Source organism: Cellulophaga sp. BC115SP (genome assembly GCF_009905545.1).
In the GTDB taxonomy this organism is placed as follows: Bacteria; Bacteroidota; Bacteroidia; order Cytophagales; family Spirosomataceae; genus Flectobacillus; species Flectobacillus rivi.
Genome location: NZ_JAAALB010000040.1, coordinates 22,160 through 38,425, shown reverse-complemented (window position 1 = coordinate 38,425; position 16,266 = coordinate 22,160). Strand labels below are relative to the sequence as shown.

Below are 16,266 nucleotides of genomic sequence, written 5' to 3'. Positions count from 1 at the left end.
TGCTTAGAAGTTTTCAAAATGTTCAACCCCTGTACCCCAAAACTCGATTTGCTGTTTTTGTGCGGTTTGTTTTGCCACTTCAACCAAAACGCCTGATTTTATCAATACTAAAGCCTTGTCTAAAAGCTCCTGCATAGGTTGGTCTTCTTCAATATGTGGAATGGACTGGCGAATATGCGCATGAATAGCTTCGATGATAGGCGTAGAAGTCAGCGGCGTATGAAAATCTTTGGCTTGTGCTGCACAGAGTAATTCTATACTCATGATTTTGTCGACGTTGTCAATAACTTGCAAAAGTTTTCTACCCGAAATAGAACCCATACTCACATGGTCTTCTTGTCCCATCGATGTAGGAATACTATCTGCACTGGCAGGGAAACACAGACTTTTGTTTTCGCTCGCCAACGCAGCGGTTGTATATTGCAAAATCATGAAACCCGAATTGAGCCCTGTATCTTTCATCAATAGCCTAGGTACGCCATTAGTTGCGCCTTCCAGAGATAGATACACACGTCGGTCAGAGACATTTCCTAATTCTGAACTTGCTAGCGTAGCGTAGTCCATTGGCATAGCAATAGGTTGACCATGAAAATTGCCCCCACTGATGGTCAGTTCATCATTAATGACGATAGGATTGTCAGTCACCGAATTGATTTCTATTTCAATAACTTCCTTGAGATGTAACCAAGCATTTCGTGATGCGCCATGAATTTGCGGAATACAACGCAAAGAATAGGGGTCTTGTACACGAGAGCAATGTGCATGCGAAGCCACAATAGAAGAGCCTTGAAGGAGATTATAGATCGTACTGGCTACAAAAACATTTCCTTTGTAAGGTCGTAATTGATGAATTTCTTGGAAAAAAGGTTTCATTGAACCGTTTAGCCCTTCTACCATAAGCGTTGCAATCAAATCGGCGTTATCCATCAAGCGATTCATTTCAACAACTGCCTTAATGCCATGGGCTGCCATAAATTGTGTCCCATTGATAAGGGCTAGACCCTCCTTCGCATGCAAGGCTATTGGTTCTAAGCCAAATAGTTGAAGGACAGAGGCTGTATCTTGCATTTTTCCGTTGAAAAATATTTTTCCTAAACCAATTAAAGGCAAAAACAAGTGCGATAAAGGCGCCAAATCACCCGAAGCTCCGACAGAACCTTGTTTGGGAACAACAGGAATTACATCGTTTTCGATATGCCAAATAATCCGCTCAATGGTGCTAAGTTGTACCCCTGAAAAGCCTTTACTTAGGGCATGAACTTTTAAAATCAGCATCAATTTGGACAAGGATTCCTCGATGGGTTCGCCAACGCCTACAGCATGACTTTTTAAGATATTTTCTTGTAATCGATGTGTGTCTTTTGGATTGATGATCGTGGTACACAACGAGCCAAATCCTGTATTGATACCGTAAACAACCTTTCCTGATTCGACAATAGTTGCCACATATTCAGCACTTTGTCTGATACCTTCCTTGGTTGATTCCTTCAAAATACCCTTTACTTTACCTTGGGCAATATGTAATGCGGTGGAGCTCTTCAAAAAATCGTCTCCGTAATGAAAATGTTCCATAAGTTTTAGTCTTTCACAAATGTATATTCTATCTTTAATAATTAGAAATACCAATTTTGTCAATAATTGATAACTATGAATTATCAAATAGAACTTCGTCATCTTCTTTATTTTAAGATATTAGCAGAGGAATTACATTTTCGAAAAGCCGCTGAGCGACTCTGTATTTCGCAGCCTGGGCTGACTCGACAAATCAAGCAAATGGAAGAAATTTATCACGCTACCTTGTTTGAAAGAGGCAAAAGATTTGTAGCATTAACGCCCGCTGGCGCGTATCTGAAACAAGAAGTAGATTTACTTTTTACCCAAATAGATAATATTCAATCGCAGGTTGAAAAAATTACAGAGGGAAAAATTACCTCCCTAAAGCTTGGTTTTATTGGTTCGGCAGTTCAGACTATTCTCCCACAATTATTGGTTGAACTAAAACATAAGCAACCTTTGATAGATATCACACTCAACGAGCTGAGTAATGAAATACAAATAGAAATGCTACAGCGAAAAGAACTTGATTTTGGTTTTGTACGCATCAGCGAATCGCATGAGCATATCAATTCGGTAGCTATTTCGAAAGAACACTTCTCACTGGTAGTTCCTAAAGACCACCCCCTAAAAAATAAAGTGCCCGTTGATTTACTGGATTTTAAAGAGGAGTCATTCATTCTTTTTTCTAGACAATACAGTACCTCATATTATGACTTGGTGATGAGTATTTTCAAGGATTATGATTTTAGTCCAAACGTAACATTAAGAACCGTCAATGCGCTGAGTATCTTCAATTTAGTGTCAGAAGGATTAGGGGTTGCTATTGTACCTTCTTCACTCAAGAACGGCTATAACATCAATGTGGAGTTTTTAGACTTAATTGATATTCCACAGCGAACTACGTTATCATTGGTTTGGAACAAGGATAATCGAAATCCAGGGATTCCGCTATTGTTGGAGGTAATCAAAAAGATGATTAACTAGAACCCCATTTTGCTGTGTAAATTGACTACCAACAAAGGGTATTTTTTCTAGCGTTCTTCTTTTCTAAAAGTTAAAAGGAAAGAAATAACCTTTTGTTTCGCTCCCTTTAATCCCAATTTTCAAACCTTAGATATATTTAACTCATGAAAAAAATCATCTTAATTATTGCTTTCTTGGCGAAAGCAACAATTTCTTTATTGGCTCAACATCAAGCTCTTGTCAAAGACTGGCTTGTCGGCTCTATTCCCCAAAAATCCCAAGTCAACATTACGAATTCTGAAATAGTGCTAGATAACGGGTTGGTTCGACGAAGCTTTTTTCTAGGTGAAAACTTGGCCTGTTATGACTATTTTAATCAAAGTACTCAGCAACAATTGATTCGGTCTGTCAAACCCGAAGCTCGTGTGACAATCAATGGTAAAATATATCAAGTAGGGGGTCTACAGGGACAAAAAGAAAACGCTTATCTGAAGAAAGAATGGTTGAAAGATTTGAAAAAGGGTACATCGGATTTTGTTTATCAATCTTTTGAAGTAAAACCCGTAGAGCCTTTTGTTAATTGGAAAGCTAATACTTGGGTACCCAATACGAAGCGTCTCGAAGGTAAAAGATTGAAACTAAGTTTTGTGCCTCAAGACCAAGGTTTGCAAGGGATAAAAGTACAAGTCAACTATGAGATATACGATAATATTCCATTGATTATCAAATGGGTAGAGATAGAGAACCAAACTGGTAAGACGATATATGTTGATAGGGTAGTCAATGAAATATTGGGTCTTGTAGAGGAAGAAAGTGCTGTTGTAGGAAGCCCTACTCAGATGAAAAAACAACATGGTATATATTTCGAAACCAATTATGCTTTTAACAATGCTATGCGCTATGACATTAGCGATCAAACCACCCATTGGCTAACAGATTCGACTTATACCTCTCAGGTAAATTATAATTACGAAACCCCATGTTTGTTTGAGGTATATCCAGAAAAAGTATCCCATATCAAGATTGTTCATGGTGAAAGCTTCAAATCAGTGCGCACGCATGAGCTCTTAATGGATTCGTATGATCGTCAGCGTAGAGGTATGATGATTCGAAAAATGTATAGAACCATCGCTCCTTGGACTACTCAAAATCCGATTTTTATGCACTTAGTTAGTCAAAATGATGAACAAGTCATTAATTGTATTAATCAGTGCGCATCAACAGGATACGAAGCGCTGATTTTGAGTTTTGGGAGTCACCTCAATATGGAAGATGTTAGCGAAACGAATTTGACTCGCTGGAAAAAACTGGCTGATTATGCACATAGCAAAGGAATTTTGTTGGGAGGATATTCTCTATTTAGTAGCCGACGAATCGATGACGAAAATGATGTTGTTGACCCAGTTACGGGAAAAACTGGGCACGCATTTTTTGGTAATGCTCCTTGTTTTGGGAGTAAATGGGGACTTAATTATCGAGATAAAATCAAGCAATTTTTTGAAGTAACCCATTTTGATATATGGGAAAATGATGGCCCTTATCCTGGCGATGTCTGTGCTTCTACACAGCACCCTGGTCATGAAGGATTGGCTGATTCTCAATGGAAACAGATGAATATTCAAAAAGAGCTTTATCGTTGGTTAAACGAAAGAGGCGTATATATCAATGCGCCTGATTGGTATTTTTTGGATGGAACTCATAAAATAGCCTTGGGGTATCGTGAGGTAAATTTCTCTCTAAGTAGAGAACAACAACGTATCCTCAATAGACAAAATATTCATGATGGCACAATCGAAAAAACGAGTGCAATGAGTTGGGGATTTGTACCATTAACAAAATACCAAGGTGGCGATGAAAGTGCAATCTTAGAGCCTCTCAATGAGCATCTTAGCGATTATGAGCAATTGATGATGATTTACTATGGAGCTGGTGTACAAGCCTGCTATCGAGGACCACGCTTGTATGATACAGACGCTACAAAAGCAGTAGTTCAGAAAACAATTAGCTGGTACAAAAAATATCGAGACATTTTGAATGCCGACATGATTCAGCTTCGTCGTGCCGATGGACGGGATTGGGATGGACTATTGCATGTATCGAGTACGCTACTACAAAAAGGGCTAGCAATGTTGTATAATCCTAATAAAGAAGATATTGAGCGAACTATTACGCTTCCTTTGTACTATTCGGGCTTGACTAAAGAAGCAAAAGTCAGAGAAAAAGAAGGCTCCTCAAAGGTATATTTATTGAACCAAAACCATGAAATTCAGGTAAAAGTAAAAATACCTGCAGAAGGCTACACTTGGTTAGTGATAGAATAATCTGTAAGACAGTATTACATCTTATGATAGAGTTTTGTATGACAGCAAACTCTATCATAAGGTGTAACAAATTAGTTTGACATGGATGTACTAAAAAAGCATTGGAGTTCTGAGGCTACTTTCCAAATCGAGTAACAAAGATTTATTTCTCAATCCTCCTGCAAAACCTACCAGCTTTCCAGATGTTCCAACTACTCTATGGCAAGGAACAATAATCGAAATCGGATTCTTATTCAGTGCTCCACCAACTGCTCTCACGGTTTTTATGTCACCCAATAAACGAGCAATATCACCGTATGTTTTTGTTGCGCCATAGGGTATTGTAAGCAGGGCATTCCAAACACTCATTTGAAAGTCTGTTCCGTAATAATCCAGTGGTATATCGAATGTCGTTCTTTTTTTCTCGAAATATTCTGCCAGTTGTAATTCTGTTTGTAAAAGAATTGGATTCGCATCATCTCTTTCAGGAACAGGCAGTTTGGTTCGTTGATAATCTTCCCCCTCCCATAATATAGCTGTAAGCCCTTCGCCTGTTGCTACCAACCTAATTTCTCCTACGGGTGACTGTATATCTTTAAAAAACAGCTGTTTGTATTCTTTCATGTAAAATTGTATTAATGCGCTTTGGGCTATAAGCCGTAGGCATTATGCAGAACAGCTTCTACTATTTCATGAAGAAGCCTACGGCATAACACCTAGAGCTAAAGGCAGGTTACAAAAGTAAAAGAGATTTGCTAAAATGAGATAAGAAGTGAACAGATTCATAGAAATGAGAGAGACTATTACTAGGGATTCAGGATAAAACAGTATTACAATTCCTAGATAGAATTTAATTTTATCTAAAAAAGTGTTTGGGTATTACGATATTGTTTTGGCCTTTAGAAGTAATAATGTTCATCAATATCAAACTATTTCTGTCATTTCATGAACAACAAACTATTGACATACTTGTTGGCTAACAAGCTTTTACTAATCTTATTCGTGTCTTTGTGTTGTATCACTTCGGCTTGTTTTCTGAGAAATGGAAGCAGTGCGTCGACTGATACTGTTGCGGGTGAGGTAGATTATAATTATCATATTCGCCCCATTCTCTCCGATCGCTGCTTTCAGTGCCATGGTCCCGATGCCAACAAAAGAGAAGCTAATTTACGTCTAGATACCGAAGAAGCTGCCTACGCTGGTCTTAAGGATAATCCCAAATTTCATGCTATTGTACCAGGAAAACCCCATGAGTCGGCTGTGTGGTTACGCATTGTTACAAAAGATACTGCTGATATAATGCCTCCATTAAACTCGAACCTCAAACTGACAGAGCAAGAAATCACCTTGATTGAAAAGTGGATTAAACAAGGGGCAAAATACAAACCTCATTGGGCATTTACAGCACCTCAAAAAACTCAATTACCCAAAGTAAATGATACCGATTGGCCTCAAAGCCCTATCGATTATTTTACTTTAGCAAAAATGGAAGAAAATGGCCTAAAGCCCAACGAAGAAGCGGATAAAGAAAGACTCTTAAAAAGGGTGTGTTTAGATATTACAGGGCTTCCTCCTTCACTCGAACTACAAGAACATTTTTTGAATGACCCTTCCCCAAATGCCTACGAAAAAGTAGTCAATGAATTACTTACTTCGCCACACTATGGTGAAAAAATGGCGATTTCTTGGCTAGATGTTGCACGTTATGCCGATTCACATGGCTATCAGGATGATGGACTACGTACCATGTGGCCTTGGCGCGATTGGGTTATTCATGCTTTCAATAAAAATTATAGTTATAGTAAATTTTTGACATGGCAATTGGCTGGAGATATCATTGTCAAAAATCAAAAAGGTAATCTCCAAAATCCACGCATGAAAGAGGCTGTGTTGGCTACTGGCTTCAACCGCAACCATAAAATTACACAAGAAGGTGGCGTAATTGATGAGGAATACCGTGTCGAATATGTGACTGATCGTACCAATACCTTTGGTAAAACCTTTTTGGCCCTCACTTACGAATGTGCCAAATGTCATGACCATAAATATGATCCTATCAAACAAAAAGACTATTACAGCGCGTTTGCCTTTTTCAATCAAGTGCCCGAAAAAGGTCTGTTTGGTACCATTGATGCCTCTTTTGCCGATCCTCCCAACCTTAAGTTAACAACTAAGGACATAAAAAGCATTCTGAGATTTATCAATAAAAGAGATACCGCCGATGTTTCGGTAATGGTAATGCAAGATGCGGATACCCTGCGAAAAACGCATGTACTGAGTCGTGGGAATTATGACCAGCCTTCTGAGCTTGTTGAGGCTCAAATGCCTAATTTTTTACTGCCATTTAATCAAAAGAAATATTCGAAAAACCGCCTTGGTTTAGCTCAATGGCTTACAGATGAGAAAAATCCTCTTACGGCAAGAGTTTTTGTCAATCGAATATGGCAAGAGTTTTTTGTTCGTGGGATAGTCAAAACTGTAGGGGATTTTGGTATGCAAGGCGAGTTGCCGTCTCACCCTCAGTTACTCGACTGGCTTGCTGTAGATTTTCGTACCAATCACTGGAATATCAAGCGCTTGGTGAAACAAATTGTCATGTCAGCTACTTACAAACAATCGGCTGTTATCACCAAAGAACATTTAGCCAAAGATCCCGAAAATATTTTGCTGTCTCGTGCACCTCGTATGCGTCTCTCAGCCGAGTTGGTACGTGATTTTGTACTCACTACTAGTGGCTTGTTAAGCCCTGTGATTGGTGGACCAAGCGTAAAACCGTACCAGCCTAAAGGTCTTTGGGAAGTAGCCACCTCTGGCAGAGGAAGCCTCAAAAGTTATATCCAAGACCACGGAGATAGTCTTTACCGAAGAGGAATGTATGTATTTATCAAACGTACTGTTCCACCACCTTCTATGTTGATTTTTGATGCTTCAAATCGAGATCAATGCGAAGTAAAACGTTCAAGAACCAATACGCCATTACAAGCATTAGTGATGCTAAATGACCCTGTCATTTTAGAATCGGCTAGAGTATTAGCAGAAAAAATAGCGCTTGAAAATACTACGGATGAGGATAAAATCAAAAAGGCCTTCCGCACGGTTCTTTGTCGAAATGGAAAAGAAAAAGAGCTGACAATATTTGAAAAATATTTTACCAATGAAAAAGAAGTATTTAGTCAAAATCCTCAAAAAGCACTGAAACTCTTGAAAGTAGGAGAGAAGCCGTCCTTGTTAGCATCGGCAAAAACGCAGGATAAGACCAATTTACGTCCTACTGCCGCAGCCCTCATGCAATCGGTACTTATGATGTATAATCTCGAAGAGGCAATTATGAAATAAGCTGTCGGCTATGGGCATACGGCAGAAAATATTCACCTTTGATACCTCTGATAAATATCCTTTAAGTAATTGGAAAGATTAAATTAATAGTATATCTGAGGTGTAATTTGACTATAACCTTTTGAATATGAATGCCTTTAAATGACCAACATACTATTAACCTTATTACTGGACAAAATTGAATTTACTAGTTCAAGACTTAGTCTTGGACTCATTTTTTTAACAGTTTTAAACTGTATTTAAACATTCATTGAAAAAGTCTAAATACCTTTTCTCGTTTTGTCCAGTAATCAGACTATTAACTAATAACGTCTTCCTACTTTTATACTAATACTCAACAGAATAAAGCACCCAATCATATAAGATGAATAAGAATGAATTTATAGAAAATCGTCTGAATATTAACCGCAGACACTTCATGGGAAAAATGGCTGCGGGTATTGGTGGACTTGCACTAGGCTCTTTGTTGGTGCCCGATTTGTTTAGAGGTTCGGCTGATGATGCTGAAGGTTTACCTCTTGGGATAGCCCATTTCGCCCCAAAAGCAAAGCGTGTTATTTATTTGTTTCAAAATGGTGCTCCCTCACAATACGAAAGTTTTGAGTACAAACCTTTACTCAACAAAATGGCTGGTCAAGAATTGCCTGACTCTATTCGTATGGGGCAACGCCTAACGGGAATGACGGCTAGTCAGGCTAAATTTCCATTGGTTGGGTCTTACTTTAAATTTGCACAATATGGTCAATCGGGTATGTGGATGAGTGAGTTGTTTCCCAATATTGCCAATATTGCAGATGATATTTGTATGATTAAAACCATGCATACTGAGGCCATTAATCACGACCCCGCCCTCACATTTATGCAAACAGGTGCACAACAGGGTAATCGTCCAAGTATGGGTGCATGGGTAAGCTATGGTCTTGGGAGTGAAAATAAAAACCTACCAGCATTTTCAGTCTTGCTGTCAAGAGGAAAAGGGAATGGACAAGGGGTATATTCTAAGCTTTGGTCGAATGGATTTTTAGACTCAACCCATCAAGGTGTGGTATTTAGTAGCGGCGAGGATCCTATCTTGTATCTCAATAACCCTGCTAATTCTGATAGAGCTTCGCATCGTAAAATGTTAGATCATCTTGCAGAGCTCAACAACATGGCTTATGACGATTTTGGCGACCCTGAAATTAAAGCTAAAGTACAGCAATATGAAATGGCATATCGCATGCAAACAGCTGTTCCTGAACTAACCGACCTAAGTAAAGAGCCTGACTATATTGTCAAAATGTATGGCCCTGAATGTCTTGTTCCTGGAACTTTTGCAGCTAATTGTCTTTTAGCTCGAAAGCTCTCTGAGGCAGGAGTTCGTTTCGTTCAACTTTATCATCAGGGTTGGGATCAACACGGTAATCTGGTTGGTGAAATGCCGATGCAAGCCATGGACACAGATCGTGCTTCAGCTGCCTTGATTACTGACCTCAAACAAAGGGGCTTACTCGACGAAACACTCGTGATTTGGGGTGGCGAATTTGGACGTACCAATTATGTACAAGGAACAGCCTCAAAAGATAACTATGGGCGAGATCACCATCCAAGAGCCTATTGTACGTTTATGGCTGGTGGTGGCGTAAAACCAGGTACTGTCTATGGCGAAACGGATGATTTTGGATATAATATTGTCAAAGACCCCGTACATATCAATGACTTCCATGCGACTGTGATGCACTTGATGGGGATTAATCACGAAAAACTCACATACAAGCACCTTGGGCGTCGTTACCGACTTACCGATTTAGCAGGGAAAGTATTACCAGGCTTAATGGCTTAGTATGAGTGCTCAATTGTGAGTGATGAGATTTAAGTGTAATTTAATGATTACTAATACTTTATCTCATCAATTTTATCCTATTCTAAAACCAATTTTCTTTCTAAATATTGATTCGTTTACATGTCTCGTTTTCAGCATATACTTTCTTATTTACTTTTTGCACTGCATGTTTTGTTGTTATTCTTGCTAGTTTTTCAAGAAAAAGTAAATATCCCTCTTGGTTTACAAACCATAGGTCGGATGCATCCTATGGTTTTACATTTGCCTATTGGATTGCTATTAGTAGCGGGTTTATTTTGGTTTTTTAAGAAAAAATTTGAAGGGGAAAATTTTGAGAAGCTCTTGAAGTTTGTCTTAGCAATTACAGCTTTTACGGCCAATATTGCAGCACTAATGGGTTTCTTTTTGTCAAAAGAAGAAGGTTATACGGCAAGCTTGCTCACTTGGCACAAATATGCTGGCATAGTATTAAGTTTTTTATGTTATGGACTTTGGCTCATTGATCAACCCTCAACCAAACCACGCATTTTTACTTCAGCTTTAGTATTGAGTATTGCCGTTCTATTGATTACAGGGCATTATGGCGCAAGTTTGACTCATGGCGAGGATTATTTATTTCCTAATAATAAAGTAGAAGCTGACATTGTATTTACAGAAGATTCACCCATTTTCGAAGCTGTCATTCAGCCTATTTTAAAAGAAAAGTGTTATCAATGCCACAATGAACAAAAAACTAAAGGTGGCTTACTGATGACAACTCTCGATGGCTTAAAAAAAGGAGGCAAAAACGGACCTATCTGGATGAGTGGTAACGCACTTCAAAGTCATTTGATTGAACGTGCCAATTTGCCTCTTGACGACAAAAAGCACATGCCACCCAAGGGGAAAACTCAGCTTACTCCTGAAGAAATTGCGGTACTTAGCGCTTGGATTAACGATGGAACCAATACACAAAAGACACTTAAACAATTGGCTGTCAATAGTCCTATAAAAGCATATTGGGAGAAAAATAAAAAGAGCCATTCTTCCACTCCTGAGATTTCTTACGACTTTGAACCAGCAAATGAACAAACGCGCCAGAAGCTCAACACTCCTTTTAGAGTGATTTTTCCATTGGCAAATGGCTCTCCTGCCTTGCAAGCGGATTTCTTTGTGCGTCAAGCTTTTAAACCTGAGCAACTAGCAGAATTAACAGAAATTAAAGAACAATTGGTCGTTCTTAATTTATCAAATATGCCCATCAAAAATGAAGACCTAAAAACCATAGGGCAATTTGCACATTTAGAAAAACTTGTCTTAAATAATACCGACATCACTGGCGAAAATTTATCTAGCCTACAAAGTTTGACCAACTTAAAATCTTTGTCTTTATCTGGTACAAAGCAGACTAAAAACTCCCTTGCTCAGTTGGCAAAATTACCAGCTCTCAAGCAGGTATTCGTTTGGAATACTTCACTTACCGAAGTAGAAGTGAATGAAATACAGAAACAATTTCCATCGATTCGCTTTGAAAAAGGGTATATTCCAACCGATACAGAAATGCTCAAGCTTACCCCTCCAATTCTTGAGAATGAAGATTTTGTGTTGAGCAAACCTACGCTCATTTCATTTAAACATCCATTGAAGGGTGTTACCATTCGATATACTATCAACGGTCAACAACCCGATTCACTGAGTTCACCTGCGTACCAAAAGCCGTTCGAGCTCAATACTTATACTGTACTCAAAGCAAAGGCCGTCAAAGCACATTGGTATGCCAGTGATATGGTTGAATATGTCTTTTTTAAAGGAAAATATCATCCTAAAAGTGTAGAGCTAATCAATCAACCCAACCCTCAATACATGGGTGAAGGAGGAAACACACTCATTAATTTGAAAAAAGGCGATGCCAATGACTTTAAAAATAAGGCATGGTTGGGTTATCGTGAAAAACCTTTTGAAGCACTTTTTACCTTTGACACACCAACTCCAATCAAATCGGTAATGCTTAGTCTCGGAAGAAATATAGGAGGCTTTATTTTTCCTCCTACTTCTGTAGAAATATGGGCTGGCAATAGTAAAAGCAGTTTGCAATTAGTACAGAAAATCAATCCTGTTCAGCCTTCGAAAGATGAACCTGTGCGAATAGATCCAATAGAGACTACTTTGAGAGCGGGGAACTATGCATTTGTCAAAATCATCGCTCGTCCCGTAACCAAATTACCTAGTTGGCATAATGGCAAAGGTCAACCAGGATGGGTATTTATTGATGAAGTGTTTTTCAACTAACCCCTCATGGCTAACATTACTTGATAAGAATCAGAAGCGCCACCAAGTGATCTATTATTGGGAAATATCTTTATAGAATCAGATATTGGTCCATAGGAACTCATTTAGGGTTTAGGTAATTGATCAAGGCATGATATTGTAAAGAAAAAGTAGCTATCCGCCCGATGATGCTACCTCCATATATTCAGCTTCTTTTTGAGTTTTGGCATTTTTGAAACACACCACAAACGCATGGCGGTAGTCGATGTATTTGTAAGTAATTTCAAAAAAATGTAGTTCACAAATTTGTTTCACAATGGATAGCCCTAAACCGATAGAGTCAGGGTTTTCTTTCTTAAATCGTCTGAAAAGCTCTTCGGTTGGCATACTTGGGGCTTTACCTGTATTTTCTATATAAAGTTTTTTAGGCGTTAAGGTTACGGATATTGTTCCATTACAAATGTTGTGTCGGATGGCGTTGCTAAAAAGATTATTCAAAAGAATAGAAGCCAACACAGGATGTAGTCTGAGCGAAATATGAGGTTCGATTTGTTTTTGAAGCGTAATAGATTTCATCTCTAAAAGTTCTTCAAAGCCTTCCAGCGTTTCATTGACCAATTGCGAAAAATTGATTTCTTCGATACTTTCATATTCTTGATTTTCGAGCTTTGTCAATAAAATCAACGATTGATTGGTTTTGTTGAGTTTGTCGAGGGCATTTAGGGAAGATAATATTAAACCTGCTTGTTCATCACTTATAGGCGATTGCATGAGCAACTCCAATTTTCCTTGAATAATCGCTAAAGGCGTTTGCAACTCATGAGAAGCATTTTCAGAAAACTCTTTCAAGGAATTATAATCACAAATGGCTTTGTTCATCATTTTTTCCAGAAAATGATTCAATCGATTAAACTCATTGGTGCTAGTTTCAGGAAGGTGAATGGCTTGTTTATTTTTCAAAGAAAATCGATGTATTTCTGCTAAAGTATTATGAAAAGGCGCTAAAATTCTTTCTGAACCTAACCTGATAAAAACCCACAAAAGCACAATGAGCAATAGGAAAATACCCGCCATCGACTCAAACACCACTTTGGTAACATCGTCGGTATTAATCATCATATTGTACACAGAAATATCATAATGATGCCCATTGATTTTGTACGATGCTGAGGCTTTTATCTGACGGTCAATACGTTGTAGTTGTGGACTCCATGCCAAAGTATCCGAAAGCGAAACCTTTTTGATCTGAGAATTGTATGGAATTTCAGCAATGTGTAATTGTTCTCTTACCAGTTTTTCATAAGGAACGCCATTCTCAATTTTTTGACAAATATGGCGCAAAAGCTTTTCTTGTTCTTTCGCTTGGGCTATTTCGATATGAGATTCAAAACTATAAAAAGTCAGTATGCCTCCGACCAAAAATACAAAGGCCGAAATACCCAAATACCAAGAAGTGAATTTATTGATGAGTTTCATAATGTTTGGTAGCAACAAAAAGGATTGTGTAATATGTGAGTTATCAGGCAAGAGGCATTAGGCAGATAGTTTTAAAATATTTTTTGCTGAAAGTTTAATGCTTTACCCATCTTCTTGCCTACAACGAGCATTAAGCTTAATGCCTACAGCTTACAGTCTAAAGCCCACTAATTTTATTTTACATTTGTATCAAACTTATATCCAAGACCATAAACCGTTGAAATATAATCGTTTCCGCCAAAATTGCTTATCTTTTTTCTCAGGTTTTTTACATGTTGGTAAACGAAATCAAAATTAGATAAAGTATCTGTATAATCTCCCCAAAGATGCTCTGCAATAGACTGGCGAGTAATAACTCTGTTTTTATTCGCTAAAAAATAAACCAATAAATCAAACTCCTTTTTGGTCAAATCTAAAGTTTGTTGGTTTACCTGTACTTCGTAGGTAGTGGTGTTAATGGTTATTTCATTGAAGGTCACCACGTTGTCACCTCCTAAATGATTTCTACGATAAAGTGCTCGTAATCTGGCCAATAGCTCCGACAAATGAAAGGGTTTTGTGAGATAATCGTCTGCTCCAATTTCTAATCCTGTGATTTTATCGTCTAAGGAGTTTTTGGCAGAAATAATCAGTACGCAACTTTGAATCTTATTCCGTTTGATAAAACGGAGTATATCTAAACCATTGCCATCAGGCAACATAATATCTAATACAATACAATCATATTCAAAACCCAGCAAGCGGTCTTCGGCTTGTTGGGCAGTGGCGCAAAGTTCACATACAATGCCTTCTTTGCTGAGAAACTGGAAAATATTTTGAGCCAGTTCAGGATGGTCTTCTACGATTAATATTTTCATAAGTGCCTAAAATAGAAAATTCTTTTTGAAGCAAATTTGAAGTTCCAACGGTATCAATATTTTCTTGATTTTATCCTTTTCCTTTAACGAATCAAATTCCTTCTTCTTAAAATACTACAATTATTGTATCATATTGGTACTATAGAACAGGACACAGTATAAAAACTGTTTAATTTTGTTGAAACTTCAAAATCTCCTCAAAATCTTGCTGAAAATTTGAATTAATCAAGCGTTAATTCGTCCATTTTCTCAACAATTATTAATGATATGAGGCTTTGTGGCAAAGATACCAAAGTCGTTAATTTCTTATAAAACTATGTCTCTAAAATCCTTGTTCATGTTTTTGTGTTGCTTTTGCTTGCTTCGGCCAGCTTTTGCACAAAAACCAGTATTTACTCTTTCGGAAGCTATCCAAACGGGTTTACAAAATTATAATTCTATCAAGGCTAAAAAGAGTTATCAGGGTGCTTCAACTGTTATGGTTGAAAATGCCAGAAGACAATTTTTGCCTGATGTAAACACTGCCATTCAACAAAACTACGGAACAGCCAACGGACAATTTGGTCCGCTGTACTCGTATAAAGGTGTAGGTATAGCGGCTTCAGGACCAAGTTCAACTTCCCAAAACTGGAACACCGCTTTTGGGGCGCTTTATGCTACTAATATCAACTGGGAGGCATATTCTTTTGGGCGTTTGAATGCTACGCTCGACTTGGCAAAGTCGCAGGTAGCGCGTGATTCGTTGGATGTACTACAAGAAAAATTTGCGCACAGCATGAAAATCGGTGCAGCTTATTTTAATGTATTGGCCGCACAAAAATTTGTAGAAGTCAGTCAGGCAAATCTCAAACGTGTTACTGCTTTACAAGATGTAGTAAAAGCACGTGCCAAAAATGGCTTGAATGCTGGGGTTGATTCATCAATAGCTAATGCCGAAGTATCTAATGCTCGTCAGGGGATTATTGATGCCAAAAACCTTGAAGTTCAGGCAAATGCACAGTTGGCACAATTTCTCAACAAATCTCCTCAAGCCTTTGATTTGGACAGTTTATATTTTATCAGTATTCCCAAAAGCTTGGAAACGTCTCAGTCTATCGAGCAAAATCCAACCCTTCAATGGTATGCTTCAAGAATCACTCTAGCCGAAAAACAACAAGTTTTATATGAAAGAAATAAGCTTCCTACAGTAAATCTTTTTGGTGCTTTTCAGACCAAAGGCTCTGGTTTTAAAAATGACTACACACCTGATAATCATCATATTGATGGTTCTTACTTTGGAGGCATTGTACCAACTAGAAGCAACTTTTTAGTAGGTGCAGGGATTTTCTGGAATTTTATGGCTCCAACCAAAATCAACAAGCAAATAGAGGCACAAAAATTATTACGTGAAGGGTTACGCTATGAATACGAACAAATGAGTTTGCAGTTGCAAAATCAGGTTGTTTTGGCAGATCAGCGTATCCAAAATGCGTTGGCAAGTTATCACGAAGCACCTATTCAGTTGGAGGCGGCACGTACTGCCTATAATCAAAAGGCATTATTATACAAAAACGGTTTGTCGAATATCATCGACCTAACTCAAGCGCTTTTTGTATTGAACAGAGCCGAAACCAATATCAACGTAGCTTATGCCAATGTATGGCAAGCCTTATTGCTCAAAGCAGCCAGTTCTGGTGATGCCGATTTACTCATGAAACAAGCTAGATAA

10 protein-coding genes are annotated in these 16,266 nt (G+C 38.1%); 6 read left to right on the top strand and 4 right to left on the bottom strand.

Annotation, left to right across the window (positions count from 1 at the left end; translation table 11 throughout):
- Positions 1–3: 3 nt before the first annotated feature.
- Positions 4–1,572, bottom strand: a complete 1,569-nt coding sequence (hutH, locus tag GVN22_RS21445; RefSeq protein ID WP_166553059.1) for a histidine ammonia-lyase — start codon at positions 1,570–1,572, stop codon at positions 4–6.
- Between the two features lie 75 nt (positions 1,573–1,647).
- Here hutH and GVN22_RS21440 point away from each other — a divergent pair, with 75 nt between their 5' ends.
- Both GVN22_RS21440 and GVN22_RS21435 read left to right on the top strand, forming a co-directional pair.
- Entirely contained in the window at positions 1,648–2,541 is an 894-nt protein-coding gene (locus GVN22_RS21440; RefSeq protein ID WP_166553058.1) for a LysR family transcriptional regulator, read from the top strand.
- Positions 2,542–2,684: 143 nt separating this feature from the next.
- Positions 2,685–4,841, top strand: coding sequence for an alpha-galactosidase (locus GVN22_RS21435; RefSeq protein ID WP_166553057.1), 2,157 nt, complete (start codon positions 2,685–2,687; stop codon positions 4,839–4,841).
- Between the two features lie 90 nt (positions 4,842–4,931).
- On the opposite strand, the gene GVN22_RS21430 is transcribed toward GVN22_RS21435, so the two are convergent.
- Positions 4,932–5,444, bottom strand: a complete 513-nt coding sequence (locus GVN22_RS21430) for a methylated-DNA--[protein]-cysteine S-methyltransferase (protein WP_166553056.1) — start codon at positions 5,442–5,444, stop codon at positions 4,932–4,934.
- A 321-nt stretch (positions 5,445–5,765) separates the two neighbouring features.
- Here GVN22_RS21430 and GVN22_RS21425 point away from each other — a divergent pair, with 321 nt between their 5' ends.
- The 3 genes from GVN22_RS21425 (at position 5,766) to GVN22_RS21415 (ending at position 12,246) form a co-directional block, all read left to right on the top strand.
- Positions 5,766–8,156 (top strand): PSD1 and planctomycete cytochrome C domain-containing protein, encoded by a 2,391-nt coding sequence (locus tag GVN22_RS21425; RefSeq protein ID WP_166553055.1) that lies wholly within the window; start codon positions 5,766–5,768, stop codon positions 8,154–8,156.
- Positions 8,157–8,520: 364 nt separating this feature from the next.
- Positions 8,521–9,978 carry a DUF1501 domain-containing protein gene (locus GVN22_RS21420; RefSeq protein ID WP_166553054.1) on the top strand — a complete coding sequence of 486 codons (1,458 nt, stop codon included), beginning with the start codon at positions 8,521–8,523 and terminating at the stop codon, positions 9,976–9,978.
- 120 nt (positions 9,979–10,098) lie between these two features.
- Entirely contained in the window at positions 10,099–12,246 is a 2,148-nt protein-coding gene (locus GVN22_RS21415; protein WP_166553053.1) for a c-type cytochrome domain-containing protein, read from the top strand.
- Between the two features lie 153 nt (positions 12,247–12,399).
- Here the strand turns inward: GVN22_RS21415 and GVN22_RS21410 are convergent, their stop codons facing one another.
- Together GVN22_RS21410 and GVN22_RS21405 are read right to left on the bottom strand one after the other, a co-directional pair.
- Positions 12,400–13,701 (bottom strand): HAMP domain-containing sensor histidine kinase, encoded by a 1,302-nt coding sequence (locus tag GVN22_RS21410; RefSeq protein ID WP_166553052.1) that lies wholly within the window; start codon positions 13,699–13,701, stop codon positions 12,400–12,402.
- Between the two features lie 173 nt (positions 13,702–13,874).
- Positions 13,875–14,558 (bottom strand): response regulator transcription factor, encoded by a 684-nt coding sequence (locus tag GVN22_RS21405; RefSeq protein WP_166553051.1) that lies wholly within the window; start codon positions 14,556–14,558, stop codon positions 13,875–13,877.
- Positions 14,559–14,874: 316 nt separating this feature from the next.
- Between GVN22_RS21405 and GVN22_RS21400 the strand changes: the two genes are divergently transcribed.
- The gene (locus GVN22_RS21400; RefSeq protein ID WP_166553050.1) at positions 14,875–16,266 is read left to right on the top strand and encodes a TolC family protein; all 1,392 of its coding nucleotides are present in this window, start codon (positions 14,875–14,877) and stop codon (positions 16,264–16,266) included.

Bases quoted from the DNA above. Each gene is read 5' to 3' on its own strand.
- GVN22_RS21405 (WP_166553051.1), bottom strand. From the start codon at position 14,558: ATGAAAATATTAATCGTAGAAGACCATCCTGAACTGGCTCAAAATATT.
- GVN22_RS21435 (WP_166553057.1), top strand. From the start codon at position 2,685: ATGAAAAAAATCATCTTAATTATTGCTTTCTTGGCGAAAGCAACAATT.
- hutH (WP_166553059.1), bottom strand. From the start codon at position 1,572: ATGGAACATTTTCATTACGGAGACGATTTTTTGAAGAGCTCCACCGCA.
- GVN22_RS21400 (WP_166553050.1), top strand. From the start codon at position 14,875: ATGTCTCTAAAATCCTTGTTCATGTTTTTGTGTTGCTTTTGCTTGCTT.
- GVN22_RS21410 (WP_166553052.1), bottom strand. From the start codon at position 13,701: ATGAAACTCATCAATAAATTCACTTCTTGGTATTTGGGTATTTCGGCC.
- GVN22_RS21440 (WP_166553058.1), top strand. From the start codon at position 1,648: ATGAATTATCAAATAGAACTTCGTCATCTTCTTTATTTTAAGATATTA.
- GVN22_RS21425 (WP_166553055.1), top strand. From the start codon at position 5,766: ATGAACAACAAACTATTGACATACTTGTTGGCTAACAAGCTTTTACTA.
- GVN22_RS21415 (WP_166553053.1), top strand. From the start codon at position 10,099: ATGTCTCGTTTTCAGCATATACTTTCTTATTTACTTTTTGCACTGCAT.
- GVN22_RS21420 (WP_166553054.1), top strand. From the start codon at position 8,521: ATGAATAAGAATGAATTTATAGAAAATCGTCTGAATATTAACCGCAGA.
- GVN22_RS21430 (WP_166553056.1), bottom strand. From the start codon at position 5,444: ATGAAAGAATACAAACAGCTGTTTTTTAAAGATATACAGTCACCCGTA.